Consider the following 19,480-nt stretch of genomic DNA (forward strand, 5'->3'; position numbering starts at 1 on the left):
CATTTACAAAACGCTTGGCAAGACGATGATTGAGCTTCGGGAAACTCTGCCGGAAAATTCAATTAATACTTCGGTTTCAAACGCAAACGTAAGTCTGGCCCCACCTGACGTACATCACTGAAGACAAATTCAGGGGCTTGTGCTAAATGCGTTAATCCAGCCAACTGGCACAATCCGCGGGCATCGCTACCCAACAGTTTTGGCGCGATATACAGAATTAACTCATCAACCACACCGGCCTGTAATAGTGCGCCTGCCAGTTGTGGCCCGGCTTCAACCCACACTGAGTTAATTTGCCGCTTGCCAAGTTGCATCATCAATAATACCAAATCCACACCATTACCATGGCGAGGTAACAATAACTGCTCGACATTATCTGGCCATGGCTGCTGATCCGCCTCAACGCGCGCCAGCCAGCATGGGCCATTTTGTTGTGTCACTTGGTGTTCAGGCGTTACACGGTTATGGCTATCCAATATAATCCGAACCGGTGGGCGCAGCGAATCTTGGGGATACAAGGCTTGCGTTTGGGCATCTAACTCCGACCAGCGCACCGTGAGCGAAGGGTCATCCGCTATTACGGTGGCACTGGTACTGAGAATCGCCGAACTCTCAGCTCGAAAACGCTGCACATCCTGGCGTGCCTGTGGCGACGTAATCCACTGGCTTTCACCCGAGGCCATCGCGGTACGTCCATCTAATGATGCCGCCATTTTCAATTGCAAATAAGGAAAACCGGTACGCATCCGCTTTAGGAAACCAAGATTCACGGCTTCAGCTTCCGCCAACATCAAACCGTGGTCGACTGCAACCCCGGCCTGTTTCAATTTATATAACCCGCGCCCGGCAACTTGCGGATTGGGGTCCTGCATTGCCGCCACGACTCGGGTTACACCAGCGGCCACCAGTGCATCCGCACAAGGCGGCGTGCGCCCGTGGTGACTACAAGGCTCAAGGGTGACATAAGCCGTTGCACCGCGCGCTTTTTCACCCGCCATGTGTAATGCATGTACTTCGGCGTGTGGCTCTCCGGCACGCAGATGATACCCTTCGCCGACAATTTCACCATCACGCACCAACACACACCCAACATTTGGGTTTGGCGAGGTAGTAAACCGCCCTAACCGCGCGAGTTCAAAAGCGCGGGCCATATAGAACTCATCAGTCTGCATGGCTTTCCTTCCGTTTATTGCGCCGCTTTATGGCTGCGCGACCCTCGCTAAATAACCATTTGGCGCGAATTAATCCTGCAAACGGGCAATTTCTTCACCGAATTCACGAATATCTTCAAAGCTACGATAGACCGAGGCGAAGCGAATATAGGCCACTTTATCGAGCCGTTTGAGGGCTTCCATTACCAGGTTACCCACCATTTTCGTCGGAACTTCCCGCTCGCCCGTGGCGCGCAATTGGGATTTGATATGACTTATTGCTGTTTCGACATCATCAGAGCTAACCGGACGCTTTTCTAATGCTTTCAGCATGCCACGCCGTAATTTATCTTCGTTGAAGGGTTCGCGCACATCATCACTTTTAACCACGCGCGGTAGCACCAGTTCTGCCACTTCAAAAGTGGTAAAACGTTCATTACAATCTAAACACTGGCGGCGACGGCGCACTTGCGAACCATCGCTCACCAGACGGGAGTCAATGACTTTAGTATCCACAGCGGCACAAAACGGGCAATGCATAGTGCTTCCTGATGAGTGAGCCAAAACTTAGCCCCAGTTTACCGCGAACTGCCACGACAACAAAGTGCGGAAACGGCAGTTTATCTTTATTCAACTATTGAGCGGGTTCTGGTTTGGTGGCTTTAGCGGCTCTAGCCATTCCTTTTGCAGTGCTAACCAAACTTTACGATCTGGGGATAATATATTGAGAGGGTCGAAAGGGTATTGCGCAGGTATGCATTGTTTTAATAACTGAAGGGCCAAGTGATAAATACAGGGGGCTTTGTCTATATTTTGCTCTGCATCTTGCACTTCTTTTTTTGCACCCAATAGTAACAAATAAAAATCTTCAAGTTCACTTTTAGACTTAATCATTTTCTCATTTACTTCCTTAGATAGTGAAGGAAATAAATGAGCAACAATAAAATCAATTAATCGCCCCCATAATCCCTTTGAAGGGGGGTATGCTTTATCCATTACCACTTTAATCATATCGGATATACTTGGGATTATTCTATTTTTAAGATAAATTAAATCATTCTCTAAAGCTTGCGGTAATGTAGTATTAGTTATTGTTAACGTATAATATTCATTCCAAAATTTACATCCTTTTCCAGAGTTTTCCGATTTGATTGAATTATAATTTTCATTCCATTCACTATTACTCAACCCACCTCTTCCATGAGTAATTATAACATCCTTCCACTTAGGGAAATTTGCACTGCATATATCTACTACTTCATCACCCTGACAATATTCAAACCCCACATTTTCATTTTTTAAAGACTTTACGTTTATTACCTGCTCACTTGGAGTTCCAACTGATATATTTAGGTAAGAAATAAAATCATTATAACCGGCACTTTTAACCACGGAGGTTGGCGACTCTTTTTTTATTAAATCATAACGACCGTTATGATTTAAAGTAAGTTCATATTTTTTACTAAGTGTTGATTGATTAAAATTCAAGTTAATACTTTTAATAAAATTATAATGAATACCATTTACTCTACTCGTAAGCTTATTCTCACTCCCCATATAATTATTAATGAGTGTTACAAGATCAATTTCATTATCACTTTTACCCAAATTGATCTCAAATTCATTAAACTTTGACTTTTGATTAAAATCATATTTAATCTTAAATGATTCAAAAATATCATTAAGCTCACGTTTAACACCACACACAAAATCACAATCATCGCTTCCTTGTAGAATATCATCAAAACACTTATATATCATATCATTAGCTATGTAAACTCCGTTAAAATTCACATCACTCATATATTCTCCGATAATTTACTCACATCATCCAACTACATTAAGCATATAAATCAAGTTAGAATAATAAATAATATTAAAATAATTAACTATCGAATTACTTATATAGTTTTTATAAAAATAAAATTAATGATTTTTTACTCTTACTCAATTAAACCATGGATAAAAATTAAATAAATATTCATAGAGAAAACAAATTACTCAATAAAATAAAGATAACGCGATAATATTTACACTGCAAATAAATGGGGCGGAAGCATTAGGTTAATACACGAATAAAAAAGCCCTGATACTAATTGTATCAGGGCTTTCTTTTCGTACTACCACTTACAACTTAAGGCAGGATTGAAGGTTGGTCTGCGCCTTCTTTCTCAACTTTCTGCTGCAACATGTGTTCACGTTTCATACCCAGTTTCAACGCCAGCGCGGACGCAACGTAGATGGATGAAACGGTACCGATGGAAACACCGATCAACATCGTCAGTGAGAAGCCTTGCAGCATCGCACCACCGAAGATGAAAAGCATCAATACCACCATCAGCGTAGTTGCAGAGGTCATAATAGTACGACTTAAGGTCTGGGTCAGAGACACGTTCATGATTTCATAAGGCGTACCGCGACGGATTTTGCGGAAGTTCTCACGAATACGGTCCGATACCACGATACTGTCGTTTAGTGAGTAACCAATAACCGACATCAATGAAGCAATGATGGTCAGATCGATCTCAATCTGGAATAACGACAAGATCCCCATGGTAATGACCACGTCATGGGCCAAAGCGATAACCGCCCCCAGCGCCAGACGCCATTCAAAACGGAAACCAACATAAACTAGAATACACAGTAACGCGACTATCAACGCCATGCCGCCTGCCTGGGCTAAATCGCTGCCCACACTTGGCCCGACGAATTCGATACGTTTTACCGAAGCATTCTTATCAACTGACTCATTAATAACAGAGATGACTTTGTTGCCCAATTCCTGCCCGGCAGTTCCGGTGGCGGGTGGCATACGTACCATCACATCACGGGTGCTACCAAAGTTTTGCAGAATTGGCGATTCAAAGCCCGCTTTTTCCAACGTGTCACGCAGTTGATCCAGATCCGCAGGTTTTTCCAGGTTAATTTCAATCACCGTACCACCGGTGAAATCCAGACCCCAGTTGAACCCTTTAGTGGACATCACCACAATCGATGCCACCAACAGCAACAACGAGACGCCGAAAGCGACGTAATCCCAGCGCATAAAGTCATAGACTTTACGGCCATAGTTCAGTTGTTCAACAGTATAATCCTGTGCCACAACGTACTCCTCAAATAGACAGCTTGTTAATGCGCTTGCCGCCGTAAAGCAGGTTGACGATGGCACGAGTACCGACTATAGCGGTGAACATTGACGTTATAACACCGATTGCCGTTGTAATGGCAAAGCCTTTAATCGAACCGGTACCCACAGCATAAAGAATAATTGCCGTGATAAGCGTCGTTACGTTCGCATCGACGATACTTGAGAAGGCACCTTTGTACCCTTCATGAATCGCTTGCTGGATCGTCCGCCCGTTCCTGAACTCTTCTTTTATTCGCTCATTAATCAGTACGTTAGCATCAACTGCTACCGCCAATGTCAATACGATCCCGGCAATACCCGGCATGGTTAATGTCGCCCCCGGTAACAAGGACATCACACCCACGATCAACACCAGGTTAGCCAATAGCGCCGTACTGGCAATCACACCAAATTTACGGTAGTAAATCACCATAAACAGGATAGATACCGCCAGGCCCCACAAGCAAGCTTCCAGACCTTGGGTGATGTTCTGTGACCCCAAAGTTGGCCCGATAGTACGCTCTTCCACAATCTGGATAGGTGCAATCAGAGCACCAGCACGCAGCAACAGGGAAAGCTGACGAGCTTCAGCCGGGTTATCAATGCCAGTAATACGGAAGCTGTTACCCAAGCGTGACTGAATAGTCGCTACGTTGATAACTTCTTCCTGCTTAACCAGAATCGCTCGGCCATTAGCATCTTTTTTGCCGCTGTCTTTATATTCTACGAACAAAGTCGCCATCGGCTTGCCGATGTTGTCTTTGGTAAAATTAGACATCAGAGAACCACCGGCGCTATCGAGCGAGATATTAACCTGAGCTTGGTTATATTCGTCGGTGCTGGAGGTTGAGTCAGTAATATGGTCACCGGTCAGGATAACGCGCTTGTACAAGACAACCGGGCGACCTTCACGGGTATTTTTGACTTCTGAATCACCCGGTACCCGACCGGAGGCAGCAACAGAGGCATCAACATTGCTATTTACCAGACGGAATTCAAGTGTTGCCGTCGCACCAAGAATCTCTTTGGCACGCGCGGTATCCTGAATACCCGGTAATTCAACCACAATACGATCCGATCCCTGGCGCTGAACCAACGGCTCGGCTACACCTAACTGGTTAACCCGGTTACGCAGGATAGTAATGTTTTGTTGAACTGCATATTCACGCGCTTCCCGCAGACGGTCATCAGTCATCACTGCCTTTAAGGTATTGCTACCATTGGAGCCAATGACCAGATCACGGTGGCGAGAAGAGAGGTAGCTGACGGCATCATCGCGGGTTTTATCGTCGCGAAAACGCACTTCAACACCATAGTTATCAAGCTTACGCACCGTGGCATACGGGATATTTTTCTCACGCAGATCTGTGCGCAAGGTATCCATCGTTTGCTCTTGCAGTTTGCCCAGCGCAGTATCCATATCCACTTCCATCAGGAAGTGCACACCGCCGCGCAGGTCAAGACCCAGCTTCATCGGCTCTGCACCTAACTTGGCAAGCCAAGAGGGTGTTGCCGGAGCCAGATTCAGCGCGATAACGTATTTGTCACCCATCGCAGCCATCAGTGCCTCACGGGCACGCAACTGGACGTCAGGATCTCTAAAGCGAGCCAAGATTGCACCGTTCTCCAGCGCAATAGACTTGCTCGCTATGTTGTCTTTTTCTAAAACGTCACGGACTTGGACCAGCGTTGTTTCACTGGCGGCGATTCCTCGCGCACCAGTGATTTGAACAGCCGGATCCTCACCATAAAGGTTGGGAAGTGCGTATAGCAGACCGATGAAGATCACAACGATCAGCATCAGATACTTCCACAAAGGATAACGGTTTAACACGGCAATTCCCTTCGGGAAAATCGAAAATTACAGAGCCTTCATTGTACCTTTCGGTAAAACGGCAGCAACGAAGTCACGTTTGATCATCACTTCAGTGGTGTCGTTCAGTGCGATTACGATATAACCCGTTTCCGCAACTTTAGTTACACGACCAAGTAAACCACCCGTGGTTAGCACTTCATCACCTTTACCAATAGAATCCATCAGTTTTTTGTGTTCTTTGGCACGTTTTTGCTGTGGACGCAGGATCATGAAGTAGAAAATAAGACCAAATACCACCAGCATAATCACCAGGGAGTACGGGCTGCTTTGAGCCGGAGCCCCAGCGGATGCGACAGCATCGGAAATGAAAAGACTCATTAAAATTCCCTCATTGTTATCAATATCAGTAATGTGAAATCAGTGCGATAAAACAGAAACGGTAAATCGTAACTGTTAGATCTACAAATACAAAGGCAATAATTTTAAAATCAGGCATTTAATGGCGGAACAGGTTTCCCAATCCGGCCATAGAAATCTTCAACGAAGACCTCTAATTTACCCTCTTCAATAGCCTGACGTAAACCCGCCATTAAGCGTTGGTAGTAACGCAGGTTATGAATAGTATTCAGTCGCGCACCCAGTATTTCGTTGCAACGGTCAAGATGATGCAAGTAGGCACGACTATAATTGCGACAAGTGTAGCAATCACAATGTTCATCCAACGTTGCAACATCATTCTTATGCTTGGCATTACGGATTTTTACCACACCGTCCGTCACGAACAAATGGCCGTTACGGGCATTACGCGTAGGCATCACACAGTCAAACATGTCGATACCACGGCGCACACCTTCTACCAGATCCTCTGGTTTCCCCACGCCCATCAGATAACGTGGTTTATCCGCCGGAATCTGCGGGCAAACATGCTCCAAAATACGATGCATATCTTCTTTTGGCTCACCCACCGCCAAACCGCCCACAGCGTAACCATCAAAACCGATATCTACCAGCCCTTTTACTGACACATCACGTAAATCTTCGTAAACGCCACCCTGAATAATACCAAACAATGCATTTTTATTGTTCAGTTCATCAAAGCGTTGGCGACTACGGGCAGCCCAGCGCAATGACATCTCCATCGAACGCTTGGCATAATCCCAGTCCGCGGGATAGGGGGTGCATTCATCAAAAATCATCACGATATCGGAGCCGAGATCGTACTGAATTTCCATTGATTTTTCTGGGCTAAGGAACACTTTATCGCCGTTGATCGGGTTTTGGAACGTCACCCCTTCTTCTTTGATTTTGCGCATCGCACCCAAGCTGAATACCTGGAAGCCGCCGGAGTCAGTCAGAATCGGGCCATGCCACTGCATGAAATCATGTAAGTCACCATGCAACTTCATGATTTCCTGACCTGGACGCAACCACAGGTGAAAAGTGTTACCCAGCAAAATCTGCGCACCGGTCTCTTTTACTTCTTCCGGTGTCATCCCTTTAACTGTGCCATAGGTGCCAACAGGCATAAATGCCGGGGTTTCTACCACGCCACGTTCAAAGATTAGACGACCACGACGGGCGCGCCCATCAGTTGTTTGTAATTCGTACTTCACATAACCTCCAGCATTAGAGAAACAGTCTAATGCGTGATTAAAAGGAACGCATGATAGCAACTGTCTAACCCGCTACACAAGCCAGCCAGCTTAAGTGGTGTTTGTCATGCTTTGCTGATTTGTGCCATTTTGTGTCATTGTTCTGGCACAAATCTGACACACCCCACCTCATAGGCATCCCTGCCCGTCATCAAATCTACATGTCTTCAGTTCCAGCCATGAAATGAGGTACTGAGTTGTACCAATCAACATAGCGCGGATCATCATCTTCAACTTCTATAATCCCTGGGAATATTTCCTCATCTTGGAAACAAGAGAATTCAGCGATAACCTTTCCGTTCACGATTTGTATATATTTCATATTGAATACCCCGAAGCATAAAAATAACAACTGAAAGTTGTGGTGCTACTGCTAACTGCAAGTGTCACCGTGGATGGCGTAGCAATGGGAATCTGACTGAAATTTGAAGTGTTGCTTTCTGTAGCATTCATGTAGTTCGCTATCCGCTGATTGCCGATCGCGCTCGGCCCGGAGATATCAGCAGAAATTGGTCCGGCGGTAGTTGATGACATTGTAATCGAGCCAGACACGCTGATTGCATTTCTTGGGATAACCCCACTCACGCTGGTCGGAGAGCTGGCAACATTTGATGTAGTACCGTACATGGCTGTGTACTGAATTGAGACATGCCGCCCCTGAACCATCACCACATTAAAGCGCGATGATGCATCAGTGGATACAACAGTCAGCAATGCTGATGCAGTGTATCCGGCCGGCATTGTTACACCGCAAATTTCTGGTACCACTGCTGATGTCGCGTTAACAGCAAACAAGGCTGACACTTGAGTTGTCGGGTTGTAAATCGCATATAAAGCCACGAATCCATTAACGGGTGCGGTACCCGTATTCATCCCTCCCGCGCCTGTTGTAGCCAGGTTGATTGTCTTGTTGAAATTAGCGAGCTTATATTGCAGTCCACCCAACTCCGTTTGGACAATGATTTCATCAGCTGTGAAAGTGGCCGTTGCCGATGCTGCTGTAACACTCATTTTTGCATTACGTGATATGCCAACAACGCCCGTTAATTGGGGCAGATGGACGACGTCGCCTAAACCAAGGTTTGCGAGAGTTGCAGCAACAGCAGCGGGGCCAGCGGTGTTAATTTCAGATAAATTATTGGCAATTTTTAACGACGCAACATCAACCGCTCTAACAGCTTTAGGGGTCGCGGCGAGTGTTTCGCTAGTGCTGTTGGTTGCATTACTTAATTGGACAATCCCTTTTTGGGTTAATGAGGCGTCTTTAAGATCAGGAATTCCCTCGCCAATCAGCTTCTGTATCGATAAAAGCACTTGATTAAACGTATCACTATCAGCCTCTATTTCAGCGGCTGTTAGAATACTCATTAATTCACGCTGAATAGTATTAAACCACTCTGCTGGCAATATCGTAGGTGGAACACCACCAGCAACATTGCCGTCGGTAAATTCGCCATTACTGTCAGCACGCGTATTCGGTATATCGCCAATTTTTTGCATAGATAATCCTCGCCAGGAAAGGCGCTTTAAATTAATAGATATTGATTAGTTAGCTAACGTAGCCAAATTTAAGGATGGTATGAGAAGGGTTTAATACGGTTAATCGACATTCAAGCTGCTTGTTTCCCCACGAACGTAGGGGGTCACTACAATAAGTTAAACCGCACTGGGCATAATTGATAGTGGTTTCTGGTGCAGTAATCAGCCAGGTGAAGGGCCACTCGTCACCGTTTAAAGCATCACCACAAACGGACATCCCGGCACAGGCTTGCCGGTATTGGGTGATAGCAATGGAGTAACCCAATGCCTCCGCAACACGAATAAAATAAGTAACAGACTGCCCACCAATACCAAACAGTTTGGATACTACGGCCCGCTGCCGCTGGATAATGCTGTCAATCTCACCTATCGCGCATAAATCAGGTAATCCGAGCGTCGCTTCCCACTCAGGAAGCATTGCCGTTGCTGTTGATGGAAAAGCTGCATCAAGCAAATCACGGGCATCTTCATCGCTACGTTGAAAGGATTGGGCTAGTGCGCGTAAAGTATTGGTTTGAATACCGTTAAGTTGTCGGGGCCAAACCAGACCACCAGGCATTAGTGCTTGAAGAGCGGCGGTATATTCATTAACAGAATATCGACTCATGGATAGGTCACCGTTCCCCGGACAGGTAACTTACCGGTTTCAAGCTGAATATTAGTCGTCGGTGAATCAAGAATAAAACCACCGGTTCCTGCAACATCACCGATGGCCAGCAGCAGTGACGACAATAAAATTTTTCCACCCGGCTCACCCTCAGTAAAAAACACCTCATCAATAGCCGTATTTATTGCCGAGGTAGTTTCACTGGATGCCGTAGAAATGCCACTAATCACAAAATTTACGGGGGCTGCTACCGGTGCGCAAACATAAATGATGGCGATAATGGGCTGTAAGGGATAGACATGATCTGCAACACGCCCCTGATCACCCGTTGCTTTTACTGCGCCCCACTCTTCAAGCTGAGAGACGCCATCAGTCCCGACCGGAAAACCACCTGAATCATTGCCATCGCACATGATATAAATGCCAACCGTACCTACCCCCTGTAAGCGACGTTTCACCCAACAACGTGTCACACCAGGCACGGCCAACGCCCAATTTCGATAATCGGTATCGTTGCCACCTTGCGGGGTATTTTGATAGGCCAGTAACATACGAGAACGAAAAGCATCTTCTGATTCAATATCAGCGCCGCCAGATATCTTAACTATCGCTGTGGCCACTGACAGGACACCATCAATTGCAACGTCGAGTGTAAGAGACGTTCCGGCATCCGCATTCCCCGCGATACCGCCGCCAGTAGTGTCATCCAATACGCTGGGGAGTACAGCAGTGATTGAACCGGTGGCGGTACCAACAGCCCCCAGTGTTAACTCATGGTCGAGACTGTATTGATAACCATCGGCCCTGTTTAAAAGGCTACCGGCGCTAATGATACGGCCTACGGTCCCACTAAACTCGACTGTAGGAGAAGTTGCAGGGTTGGCGGGTTTGCGGAAAACATCTTTCAACGCAGCCCACGCGGCAAGATATTCGTCAGTGGCATTATAAGGCGTGGATTGCAGCGCGATATAATCCAGATAACCATAATGTAAATGCGCCATTCCGGCATCAGCATCACTGATCACACCGATATTGGAGAAACGCAGTAAGTTACCGCCCGTCTTGAGTTCTGATTGTATATAAGACAGGTTGCGCTGACGCAGTTCGCTTAATGTGGGGCGATTAAATGGCATGTATTAGGTCTCCCATACCCATGAAAATTTAACAGACGCCTGTGTTTGCGCGGGTTGTTGATAGTTGATGATGAGATTCAATCGGTTGGGGTACATTATCTGGGCATTGGTGCTGATTGCCGTCACCACACCATCATCAAGCAACCAAACCAAGGCTTCATTGGCATAGTCTTCAGCCTTTAGCGCTACCTTGGTAGTGAGTTTTTCGCGGCGCAGCAACCACAGACGGGAACCGATCGGGTACTCCGATCCGGTATCGCCCCACCACCCCCGGCGATCATCGCCATCGATAGCATCATCAGCACGGGCCAGCCGGTCAGTGAACAGACTAATCAAAATGGCGGTCTCTAAATCATTGCCATCCAGTAGCCCACCGCCGCCGGTCTGCCAGTCGCCCAGCAATTTGTCAGGCTCCCAGATTGTTTTGATATCGGTTGTCATTGAACCACCTTACCCGTCACTTCACTGGTTAATGTCGCGCTACCGCCCTGCACATTTTTCAGTTGGTGATTGTGGGTGTTATAGGCTTCGCGTAGGGTTTTCAGCGTGGTGCCATTGCTGCCAGCGTTATCGACAATATCGCCGCTGACCTCCAGTAACGGGGTATTTAGGCGCACTTTTACCGAGGCATTAACCGTTACCTCAGTGGCATTATTGACCGTGACTGGCTGGCTATTGGCCTCAATAATGATGCCGTTTTCCGTTAACTTGATGTATTGCCCCCACTGCGAATAGATCACCGTTTCACCCGAATTTAGCCCGACATGACGAAATGACTGATGGTTTGAACCAATGATCACCGCACTCGACCTGTCACCACCGAGGAACCCAATCACCACATCGGTGTTAGCGGGTAACCCTGACGAAAAGCCGAATTCGGCCAATCTCGGCGTATCATCACGGACTTCAAGCGGGGTTTGATATTGAACGGTTTGAACGGTGCCACCATCATTGCTGGCTGTGACCCGTCCTATCCCGAGTATCATTTTTATCTGGCGATATAGTTGGGATAGCTGCCCTGATTCGCTCATCGTGGGTTCAACTCCATAAGATTTGAATAGAACTGATAAGGCTGAACGGTAAAGGCTTCAGGCGGCATCAGTACCATTTGGGCTGAGGTGCCGTGGTCGTCTTTGAGATAGGTCACCTCCGATAACAGCCAGAGTTCATCCTTTAAACCAAAAACAGGTAAATCAATGGGGATCAGCGTGTTAGGTTCCCACAGTTTTCCGTCTTTATCCCGCCAGCTATCGACCGTCACCAACAGCTCTTTAGAGCGTCCATAACGGCGGTTCATTTCCCAATCAATACATTGCTGAGCCAGTTTTAGGGCTTTCATGGTACTTTCAACAATGATAATGCGGTTTCGATAGCGCATTTGGGCTGCTTCAGGATCGCGGCTTCGCGCTAACGTAACTGAACCGTATCCTGCATCCTGAACCTGCTCCTGAAGTTGACTAACAGACATCGAAACGCCGATATAGTCAGAAAATCGTTGGTCCATTCCCGAGTTATAAGCAGCGTCTTCAATATTGATGCCCTGCGCTACCCCGCTGCCTGCTTTTCGCGTCCCCACCCGAGTTAGATATAAACTGCCATCGGGTAGATCGTAATACAGCAATGCCGCCCAGCGCGTGATACGGTCAATAATTTCCTGAGAGGACTCCCCCCAGTTCAATGTAAATTGGGGAACAATATCGAGGTCGGTAACATCACTGGACACCGTAATGCCGTAGGGCATCGCTAACCGTTGAGCTATCTGTAGCGCTGTCGATTGGCTGATCACATTGTTTGGCCACTCTGCGGAGCAATCAACCAAGTCCTGGCACTTACTCCGTCCCGTCGCCCTCACTTCGCGGCGATTACGACTGATCATCGGTGCCCAACGGTCTATGTAGCCTGTGAGAACAACATCATCCCCCAAATTAACGACACAAGCGTCTCCCGGGTTAACCCACTGTTGATTGTTACTCCCTGGATAAAGGTCCATCAATGACAGGCTGAAATCGCTGGGTAACCTTTCTATGCTGCGCGTGACCCGTATGTTATCCCAGCCGGAAATCAGCTTATTGCCAATGCGTAGTGTCAGATCATCACTCATGAGTTCAGCGCCTTAAATCGGACGGGCATAAATGCCGGGTGAACGGGGTTAGCCATTTTCACCAACGCGTCACCCCGTCGTGCATCCTGATAGAGCCGATTGGCAAGATTAAGCGCGGGTAATGATCGGTTAAAATTGACGGTCTCAACACGAGACAGGTTCGCGCCGGTCTGCTGTAACAGCGTGACGATTGAACCGCGCAAGTCGTTTAGTGCCTGGTATACCTCATCATTACCCCTGTCAGCCGCAGAAAGCGCCGCACTGTCTACAACATCACAGACCCGCGTCAATATATCGACCGCATCGTCGTAGCTTTCAGGTTGATATTGCGAAGCAGCAAACACCATCGCACCGGCGCACAATACAATAATGAGTTGGTAGCTGGCGGCTGCGGTATTGCTGTCACTGGGATTAGGTCGAAAAGTATTGTCATCAACTTCCGTTAATTCTTGCATCATACGGATTAAATCAAGGGTACTGGCTCCGCTGGCCAAGATGGCATTCACAACAGCAAGAACAGCATTCGCATGCCCTTCAACTGTAGCGGCTGTTCGTAATGCCTCCGTGGCCTTGTTGACTGACTCCCGACCCTCAACTGATACCGCCATTCTTTGTGCCACCAGCGCGGATAGATTGGCCGTGTCATTTTGTGTACTAATGGATGCAGTCGCACCCGACACGCTGCCGCCAACCGTGCCGTGGTTGTAGCGGCCATAACGATCCCGGCCTAATGTAGAGCGGAGCATATTCCCAAGGTTTGTTGCCTCGCTGGTTGTTGAATTCACCATATTGACCCAGAATGCAGCCGTACTTTTCAGCGTTCTGATGGTTTGAGTGACAGAGCGGATCTCGCCTTTTACCGTCGCAATAAATGTCGCAACGGATTTGGAGGCCAGCCCAAACCATGATGACTGAATAGACGAAACGGCATCTGCTGAACTGGTAACAGAAAATACCCGTAAACCAGACTCAATGATGGTCAGAGTAAATTCAAAAACGCGCCCTGACTCAGCCCCTTCATTCAGACGAAGACCACTTTCAGGAATACTGACCGTCATTTCACCCAGCGTTGGGTGTACTAATGTTCCCGCATCCGGCATTTCACAGGCAGCAATCAGTGAATCACGCTGGGTCATGACGTCAGGCGCGTTATAAAGGCCACTACTCTGAATAAGAAAACCACGGATAGTCAGGCGGCGAGTAGCACGGCCTAAATCCTCAATCCACGCAGTATCTCGATAAGGGTACTCATGAATGGCCTGGCGACGACCAAAAACACCCTCAGCAGTTAATACAGCAAAAGGAACACCACGAAAAGAGGCAGGGTGCAGGTGTTCAGACCATTGCCAACTATCACCACCAGTACCTAATAAATCAGAAAGTGCATTGCTGATCAGTGACATTTGACTCCCTCCATAAATGGAAAAACCCGCACAATGGCGGGTTCACAATAAGGTGACTACATTTTTGAATTACTAGGCTGAGATTCAATACTTTAGTAGCCAGCTTACCATTAGGTCAGGTTGACCACTCTGATGATTTATTATAATTTATTGATATTTATAATAATTCCAGTCAGATAGTTCGTTTTTAGCTTCAGCATCACCCAATAGCGATCTAAGAATTTTTATCTCAACCACTCTCGATGAAGCTTCACAATTAATTGGGGCGTCGTGAACTTTCGATTTAAATCCGTCGATAGAGTACTTACTGGATAACCCTAAAATAAATGCCTTTCCGTCTTTATCAACAGAGTTTCCTTTTTCATAAAATGAGATGGTTGTTTTTATTTTCTCATCCAGCTTATGAAGCTCTGAAGCCATTGCTTCATCTCTATCTTCTCCATTAATAAGTCTTTTTAAATAAGAATTACCATAGTTGCAACCAAGCCCCCAGATACCCGCAGCACTTCTAGCCGCCACTATTTCAACAGGTTCTGCTAACAAAGGAAAAGACATGAACATAGCCAACAGTAAAATATGTTTCAATCGAATCTCCAACCAGTTTAACTAAGCTATTAATAGTACATTTAGAAGATGTCAGGTATACAATTAAATTAACCCGAGTAATTCATTGATGTTGATATTTTAGCCCCTTTTTGGGTAGCTATTTTGTGACGTTCACCTGTCTTATCATTAATCAGCGTAATTTCAATTTCTGACTTATCTCCACCAATACCTTGGGTGATATCATTAATGTCTCTCCCACTTTGCTGGGATGCATTTATGGATGTTGGCGGTAGCGCGTTGATATCAGAGGTGCCGGTATTTAACTCGCCTGGTTGGGGATGAATAGCGGGTAACCCCGGCATAATCTTCTGGAGATAGTTACGCGTTTCAGCAGGGGCTTTTCCCAACCCATGCTTTTTGACATTCCCCTGCCCCCAGTTATAGGACGCAACGGCTTGATTAACATCACCATCAAAATCTTTTAGTAGGCCGGCCAAATACTTAGCCGCCGCCTCACTGGACTTATTAAAGTCCATGCGATCTTCCCGCGTATTTAATCCGTAGTCTCTGCCTGTCGCTGGCATAAATTGGAATGGCCCCTCAGCACCTTTGGGTGATAGTAGATTTTTACCTCGGTTAGATTCATTCAGGTAGACCCGATCAAGCAAGGTTGAAGGAAGGTTATACTGTGACTCTAACTGTTTTAGTCTCGCTTGCTGCTGATCTTCGCCGGGGAGTATGTAGGGTGATTTAACGGGAGCGACGTTTTTTTGTTTTTCTATCTCAAGCCGTTTCTTTTCCTGCGTCTCCCAGTCCGCACCGTACTGATCATTTAATTTTTGGGTAAAATCCTTATCTGGATATCCAAACGTTAAATAGGCTTTCTCTTTAAACGATAATGTCTCTTTGAATTTATCGTCTACTCGCGCCCGATGAAGAATATCTTTCTGTTTATCACCATGTGCAAACGAGTTTTCATCATCGTTCTCGCGCATCTTCATATCATGAAGCTGAGTTGCAGCACTTCCTTTGACCATATTTTCATCAGGTAAAAGTTTTTGGGCTGCCCATATTTTTCCTTTGGTCATCAACCCATCAAGCGCGGCGCTGGCCTCCTTTAACTGAGCATTCAATTCAACCAGTTGTGCATTAATTTTTGGGTCAACCGTCAAGCCAAAACTATCCGATTTAGCCAGTAATTCTTTGTACCTGACACCTTCCCGCATTAATACCAACATAGGAGCATCAAACCCTAAGGCATCAGCCAAAGTCTTTTGAGTTTGGGGCGAAAGTTTAGGGAATATTTTGGCAACATTGTCCAGCGTTTTATAGACATCTGCCGTGCCATCTTTGAGGCGTTCAATGACAATGCCGTTCCGAGCCAATAACTCCTGTGTCACATCGTTACGTGCCCACAAAGGGTCATTAAACGTCTTGTATAGCCCTTCAACAGACTGGCGAGCAGTGTCGCTATCTACCCCCAAAATCTGCATTGCACCGCTAACACGGCTAAAATTATCAACTGACATACCGGCATTTTTAGCCGCCACATCAAGCGAATAGGCCGAATCAGCAGCCGCACTTAACCCCTGAGCGGCTTTGACGCCAATATAACCAACAGCGCCAAGCGCACCAAACCTGAGTACCTTGCTGCCAATCTCACCAACCATTTTTAGCGGGGGCACCATATCACCGACAAACTGCACACCTTCACGCGCAAACTGCCCCATTCCCTTTAGACGAGCATTGAGGTCGTCAATACCTTCAACTGATCCCTGCCCCCCTAATTTAAGTCCATCACGGGTTTTATCCAGATCAGGAATGAGATTTTTAACGGCCTCTTCGATACGCTGAATGGAGGCCGACGCCTGATCTGTCGCGGTCAGTTCAAAATCAAATGCATTACCCATTTTTCCCCGCCTTCACCTTGTTAATTCTGACCGCCTGCTGATACCACCACTGTAATCGGCTATAGGTCAGGGACCAGGCATCTGCTGGTCCCCACCCATAGTAATAGGTCACATCTGCTAGTTCGTTACCCCATTCTCCACCTGAGGGGAGTAGGCTAAAAAACCCATCATGTAGACCTCACAGGCTTTATAGTCGGTAAAAGCCATCTTTTTGATGGCTTCACGCGGTACATTCGACACCAGCGAAATAAGCAGCCCCATCGCACTGAGTGCACCAGATTTAGCCTGTTCGTCATAAAACTGCTGAACCTGAATCAATATCGGCTCACTGAGTTCGATAGCCTCATAGGTGGTTTTAGTGGCTTCATGAGAAATAGGCTTAACGAGGGGGATTGTTTTAGTGCGTTCCAGTTCAGACATCTTAGTTCTCCGTCACCGATACAGAACCACCTTCCCAGCGAATATCAGCAGTCGCCTCGGTGCTATCTACTTCTTGGGTATTTACCGACCACATACCACTGCCGATAATCGTTTTGCCATTGGCCAATTCACAGACAATATTGACATTGGTCTGGTCGTTAAAATCGCTGATCGACGTGCCGCCACTGTCACGGATTTGGCAGGAAATAAACGGGGCGCTAAAGGTTTCTTTATAACCATGCACCCCATCCATTCCCGTCAGGGTTTCACGCTTGAATTTTGAGGGGCTGTATTTAAATTGCCCCGCAACCATGATGGTCAGGCCGTCAACGGTGACATAAGCTGTTCCCGCGAGGCGATTGGATGTATCACCCATGATAATGAATCCTTATGCTGATGCCTGGAGGCGGAATTGGTTGAGAACAGCGAAGATACGCAACTGATTGATCAGGACACCGGTCCACAGCACATCAACTCTATTCGGGTTACTGGCGCTTTTTTCGACCTTCAATCCCTTGGCAAACCCTTTGGCATCCTGCACATAGCCGTTAAATTCCAACGTCTGGTACTGGGCAATCAATTCAGCGCGGATCACGTTCGGGGTAATAATCGCCGAGCCGGGGGCAAAACGGGTGCCATCGGCCGCCAGCTTCATACGGGCGAATTTCGACGTTACCTGAGTACGCAGGAATCGAGTGACAAACATCAGCAGGAATAAGGTCTCAATCTGCAAATAGCTGTCATCTTCCGCGCCATACTTGTTCTTTTGGTAGGTGGTGATGATGTTTTCTACCTGTACCGTACCATCGTCGGTGGTAGTGACCGTGGATATCCCGCTGTGCAGCAGGTTATTACGCTCGGTCAGGGTAAAGCGGCTGGCCAGTGGGGGAGCCAGTACGCCACTGATTGCCAAGGTTTGTAACGGGCGGCCGGGGTCGTTACGCAGACTTTGCGCAATAGCGCCAACATAAGCCGCTGACCAGATATAGCTTGGTGTTGGCGAGCCATTTACCCCCAACAGAGAAGCATGCTGATCATTGCGTAATTCGCCTGCGGCTGTCAGTTGTCCATAAGTCCCCGATTGAGCCGCAAAGCTATGGCCATAGAGCTGCTCGGCATAACTCCAGCGACCGGTACTGTCTGACAAGAAGTCTTTGATTTTATTCAGTGACGCAGTGTCAGTGTATGGATTGATAATGAAATCAAAGGTCCTGTCCTGCAAATTAGCCAGCGCATCATCCAGTTCAGGCGCACCCGCACCGCCAGCCATTGGCGTAAATGTCAGTACCAGGCTATCTGGTGTTGTTTCGCCACCGGCGCTACCCAAATAGTTCAGCCGCAAATCAATCGTGTTACCGTGGGCACCTTTGTTTTTAGCGGTGAGCGTGATGACCGCCGCCACCGCAGCAGCAGTGACAGGCAAGGCGCTGGCGGCATTGATGGCGGAAGTTAATGCAGTGGCAATCTCTGCCACCTCATCAGTCGCCACCACCGCGACTTGCACCCGAATACCCGCGATATACAGAGAGATAACCCCAGTTGCTGATGCCTGCGTGGTCACGGTAATCTTACCCGTTGCCGCAACCATGGATTCCGCATCGCTCAACGGTAAAATGTAGATCTCACCGGCGATGTCATTCGCTAAGTATGCAGCCATCTGACCATGCAACATTGAACCTGCACCAGCTTGCCCCGCCACGGTAGCCACTGAGGAAACCAGTACCGGAATATCCGCAGGTAACGAGCCTGAAGCCAACATCTGGCCGATGATTAAAGTTCGCTGCGTCGTTGTCGCCGTGTTCGCCTGTGAGTTATCAAATTCAGCGAAGAAAAGCGGTGTCCGAAGATTGCTCGGAATATTATTAAAAGGAATAGTCATTATTTGGTTTTCTCCGCTTTGGTGGTTTCTGGCGCAGGTTTAGCCTCTTTAGGCTGTTCGCGCACCACATCACCGTCGTTTAAACGACGACGCCAAAATGAATTATCGGGAACCTCAGAGCCGGATTCAGGCAAAAAGGTGCCCTTAACCGGGTCGCGTACAGTGCGACCGGCTACGGGTTTAACAATCATAAGGT

At 47.2% G+C, this 19,480-nt stretch carries 21 protein-coding genes; all 21 read right to left on the reverse strand.

The genetic code is table 11. The annotated features are described in order from the left end of the window. Positions 1–62: 62 nt before the first annotated feature. The gene (gene ribD, locus V1955_RS16680; protein ID WP_083160061.1) at positions 63–1,172 is read right to left on the reverse strand and encodes a bifunctional diaminohydroxyphosphoribosylaminopyrimidine deaminase/5-amino-6-(5-phosphoribosylamino)uracil reductase RibD; all 1,110 of its coding nucleotides are present in this window, start codon (positions 1,170–1,172) and stop codon (positions 63–65) included. Between the two features lie 69 nt (positions 1,173–1,241). Continuing rightward, positions 1,242–1,691: a transcriptional regulator NrdR gene (gene nrdR / locus V1955_RS16685; protein ID WP_005182112.1), complete on the reverse strand. Its 450-nt coding sequence runs from the start codon at positions 1,689–1,691 to the stop codon at positions 1,242–1,244. 90 nt (positions 1,692–1,781) lie between these two features. Next, positions 1,782–2,954, reverse strand: coding sequence for a hypothetical protein (locus V1955_RS16690; protein WP_442821174.1), 1,173 nt, complete (start codon positions 2,952–2,954; stop codon positions 1,782–1,784). 331 nt (positions 2,955–3,285) lie between these two features. Further along, positions 3,286–4,254: a protein translocase subunit SecF gene (gene secF / locus V1955_RS16695; RefSeq protein ID WP_083160065.1), complete on the reverse strand. Its 969-nt coding sequence runs from the start codon at positions 4,252–4,254 to the stop codon at positions 3,286–3,288. A 10-nt stretch (positions 4,255–4,264) separates the two neighbouring features. Continuing rightward, entirely contained in the window at positions 4,265–6,112 is a 1,848-nt protein-coding gene (gene secD, locus V1955_RS16700; RefSeq protein ID WP_083160067.1) for a protein translocase subunit SecD, read from the reverse strand. 27 nt (positions 6,113–6,139) lie between these two features. Beyond that, entirely contained in the window at positions 6,140–6,472 is a 333-nt protein-coding gene (gene yajC, locus V1955_RS16705) for a preprotein translocase subunit YajC (RefSeq protein WP_005166605.1), read from the reverse strand. A 110-nt stretch (positions 6,473–6,582) separates the two neighbouring features. Next, the gene (gene tgt / locus V1955_RS16710) at positions 6,583–7,707 is read right to left on the reverse strand and encodes a tRNA guanosine(34) transglycosylase Tgt (protein WP_083160069.1); all 1,125 of its coding nucleotides are present in this window, start codon (positions 7,705–7,707) and stop codon (positions 6,583–6,585) included. Between the two features lie 196 nt (positions 7,708–7,903). Next, positions 7,904–8,068, reverse strand: a complete 165-nt coding sequence (locus tag V1955_RS16715; protein ID WP_442820962.1) for a hypothetical protein — start codon at positions 8,066–8,068, stop codon at positions 7,904–7,906. Further along, positions 8,065–9,246, reverse strand: coding sequence for a phage tail protein (locus tag V1955_RS16720; RefSeq protein ID WP_442821175.1), 1,182 nt, complete (start codon positions 9,244–9,246; stop codon positions 8,065–8,067). The genes V1955_RS16715 and V1955_RS16720 overlap by 4 nt, the downstream gene beginning before the upstream one ends. A gap of 49 nt (positions 9,247–9,295) precedes the next feature. Beyond that, positions 9,296–9,892 (reverse strand): YmfQ family protein, encoded by a 597-nt coding sequence (locus V1955_RS16725; RefSeq protein WP_420072307.1) that lies wholly within the window; start codon positions 9,890–9,892, stop codon positions 9,296–9,298. Continuing rightward, the gene (locus tag V1955_RS16730) at positions 9,889–11,025 is read right to left on the reverse strand and encodes a baseplate J/gp47 family protein (RefSeq protein ID WP_420072308.1); all 1,137 of its coding nucleotides are present in this window, start codon (positions 11,023–11,025) and stop codon (positions 9,889–9,891) included. Before V1955_RS16730 ends, V1955_RS16725 begins: the two co-directional genes overlap by 4 nt. A 3-nt stretch (positions 11,026–11,028) precedes the next feature. Beyond that, positions 11,029–11,466, reverse strand: coding sequence for a phage GP46 family protein (locus V1955_RS16735; RefSeq protein WP_049678648.1), 438 nt, complete (start codon positions 11,464–11,466; stop codon positions 11,029–11,031). After that, a complete protein-coding gene (locus V1955_RS16740) occupies positions 11,463–12,056 on the reverse strand; it encodes a phage baseplate assembly protein domain-containing protein (protein WP_049678647.1) in 594 nt (197 codons plus the stop codon). Before V1955_RS16740 ends, V1955_RS16735 begins: the two co-directional genes overlap by 4 nt. Continuing rightward, on the reverse strand, positions 12,053–13,126 hold the full coding sequence (locus V1955_RS16745; protein WP_442821176.1) for a phage baseplate assembly protein: 1,074 nt from the start codon (positions 13,124–13,126) through the stop codon (positions 12,053–12,055). Before V1955_RS16745 ends, V1955_RS16740 begins: the two co-directional genes overlap by 4 nt. Continuing rightward, positions 13,123–14,529: a DNA circularization protein gene (locus V1955_RS16750; protein WP_442821177.1), complete on the reverse strand. Its 1,407-nt coding sequence runs from the start codon at positions 14,527–14,529 to the stop codon at positions 13,123–13,125. Before V1955_RS16750 ends, V1955_RS16745 begins: the two co-directional genes overlap by 4 nt. A gap of 147 nt (positions 14,530–14,676) precedes the next feature. Then, complete coding sequence (locus V1955_RS16755) at positions 14,677–15,114, reverse strand: hypothetical protein (RefSeq protein ID WP_442820684.1); 438 nt, start codon at positions 15,112–15,114, stop codon at positions 14,677–14,679. 68 nt (positions 15,115–15,182) lie between these two features. Further along, positions 15,183–16,985, reverse strand: coding sequence for a lytic transglycosylase domain-containing protein (locus V1955_RS16760; RefSeq protein WP_442821178.1), 1,803 nt, complete (start codon positions 16,983–16,985; stop codon positions 15,183–15,185). A gap of 117 nt (positions 16,986–17,102) precedes the next feature. Continuing rightward, positions 17,103–17,405 carry a phage tail assembly protein gene (locus V1955_RS16765; RefSeq protein WP_080608340.1) on the reverse strand — a complete coding sequence of 101 codons (303 nt, stop codon included), beginning with the start codon at positions 17,403–17,405 and terminating at the stop codon, positions 17,103–17,105. A gap of 1 nt (position 17,406) precedes the next feature. Next, positions 17,407–17,781 carry a phage tail tube protein gene (locus V1955_RS16770; protein WP_049602789.1) on the reverse strand — a complete coding sequence of 125 codons (375 nt, stop codon included), beginning with the start codon at positions 17,779–17,781 and terminating at the stop codon, positions 17,407–17,409. Positions 17,782–17,793: 12 nt separating this feature from the next. Next, positions 17,794–19,284 (reverse strand): phage tail sheath subtilisin-like domain-containing protein, encoded by a 1,491-nt coding sequence (locus V1955_RS16775; protein ID WP_442821179.1) that lies wholly within the window; start codon positions 19,282–19,284, stop codon positions 17,794–17,796. After that, entirely contained in the window at positions 19,284–19,475 is a 192-nt protein-coding gene (locus tag V1955_RS16780; protein ID WP_083159848.1) for a DUF2635 domain-containing protein, read from the reverse strand. The genes V1955_RS16775 and V1955_RS16780 overlap by 1 nt, the downstream gene beginning before the upstream one ends. Between the last annotated feature and the right edge of the window lie 5 nt (positions 19,476–19,480).

The organism is Yersinia sp. 2545 StPb PI (genome assembly GCF_052217125.1).
GTDB classification, from domain to species: domain Bacteria; phylum Pseudomonadota; class Gammaproteobacteria; order Enterobacterales; family Enterobacteriaceae; genus Yersinia; species Yersinia enterocolitica_E.

Excerpts from the sequence above, each read along its gene's own strand:
- V1955_RS16730 (WP_420072308.1), bottom strand. The coding sequence starts at position 11,025 with ATGCCATTTAATCGCCCCACATTAAGCGAACTGCGTCAGCGCAACCTG.
- V1955_RS16725 (WP_420072307.1), bottom strand. The coding sequence starts at position 9,892 with ATGAGTCGATATTCTGTTAATGAATATACCGCCGCTCTTCAAGCACTA.
- V1955_RS16720 (WP_442821175.1), bottom strand. The coding sequence starts at position 9,246 with ATGCAAAAAATTGGCGATATACCGAATACGCGTGCTGACAGTAATGGC.
- V1955_RS16765 (WP_080608340.1), bottom strand. The coding sequence starts at position 17,405 with ATGTCTGAACTGGAACGCACTAAAACAATCCCCCTCGTTAAGCCTATT.
- V1955_RS16715 (WP_442820962.1), bottom strand. The coding sequence starts at position 8,068 with ATGAAATATATACAAATCGTGAACGGAAAGGTTATCGCTGAATTCTCT.
- V1955_RS16690 (WP_442821174.1), bottom strand. The coding sequence starts at position 2,954 with ATGAGTGATGTGAATTTTAACGGAGTTTACATAGCTAATGATATGATA.
- ribD (WP_083160061.1), bottom strand. The coding sequence starts at position 1,172 with ATGCAGACTGATGAGTTCTATATGGCCCGCGCTTTTGAACTCGCGCGG.
- yajC (WP_005166605.1), bottom strand. The coding sequence starts at position 6,472 with ATGAGTCTTTTCATTTCCGATGCTGTCGCATCCGCTGGGGCTCCGGCT.
- V1955_RS16735 (WP_049678648.1), bottom strand. The coding sequence starts at position 11,466 with ATGACAACCGATATCAAAACAATCTGGGAGCCTGACAAATTGCTGGGC.
- V1955_RS16750 (WP_442821177.1), bottom strand. The coding sequence starts at position 14,529 with ATGTCACTGATCAGCAATGCACTTTCTGATTTATTAGGTACTGGTGGT.
- V1955_RS16770 (WP_049602789.1), bottom strand. The coding sequence starts at position 17,781 with ATGGGTGATACATCCAATCGCCTCGCGGGAACAGCTTATGTCACCGTT.
- V1955_RS16760 (WP_442821178.1), bottom strand. The coding sequence starts at position 16,985 with ATGGGTAATGCATTTGATTTTGAACTGACCGCGACAGATCAGGCGTCG.
- V1955_RS16745 (WP_442821176.1), bottom strand. The coding sequence starts at position 13,126 with ATGAGTGATGATCTGACACTACGCATTGGCAATAAGCTGATTTCCGGC.
- V1955_RS16740 (WP_049678647.1), bottom strand. The coding sequence starts at position 12,056 with ATGAGCGAATCAGGGCAGCTATCCCAACTATATCGCCAGATAAAAATG.
- V1955_RS16775 (WP_442821179.1), bottom strand. The coding sequence starts at position 19,284 with ATGACTATTCCTTTTAATAATATTCCGAGCAATCTTCGGACACCGCTT.
- V1955_RS16780 (WP_083159848.1), bottom strand. The coding sequence starts at position 19,475 with ATGATTGTTAAACCCGTAGCCGGTCGCACTGTACGCGACCCGGTTAAG.
- nrdR (WP_005182112.1), bottom strand. The coding sequence starts at position 1,691 with ATGCATTGCCCGTTTTGTGCCGCTGTGGATACTAAAGTCATTGACTCC.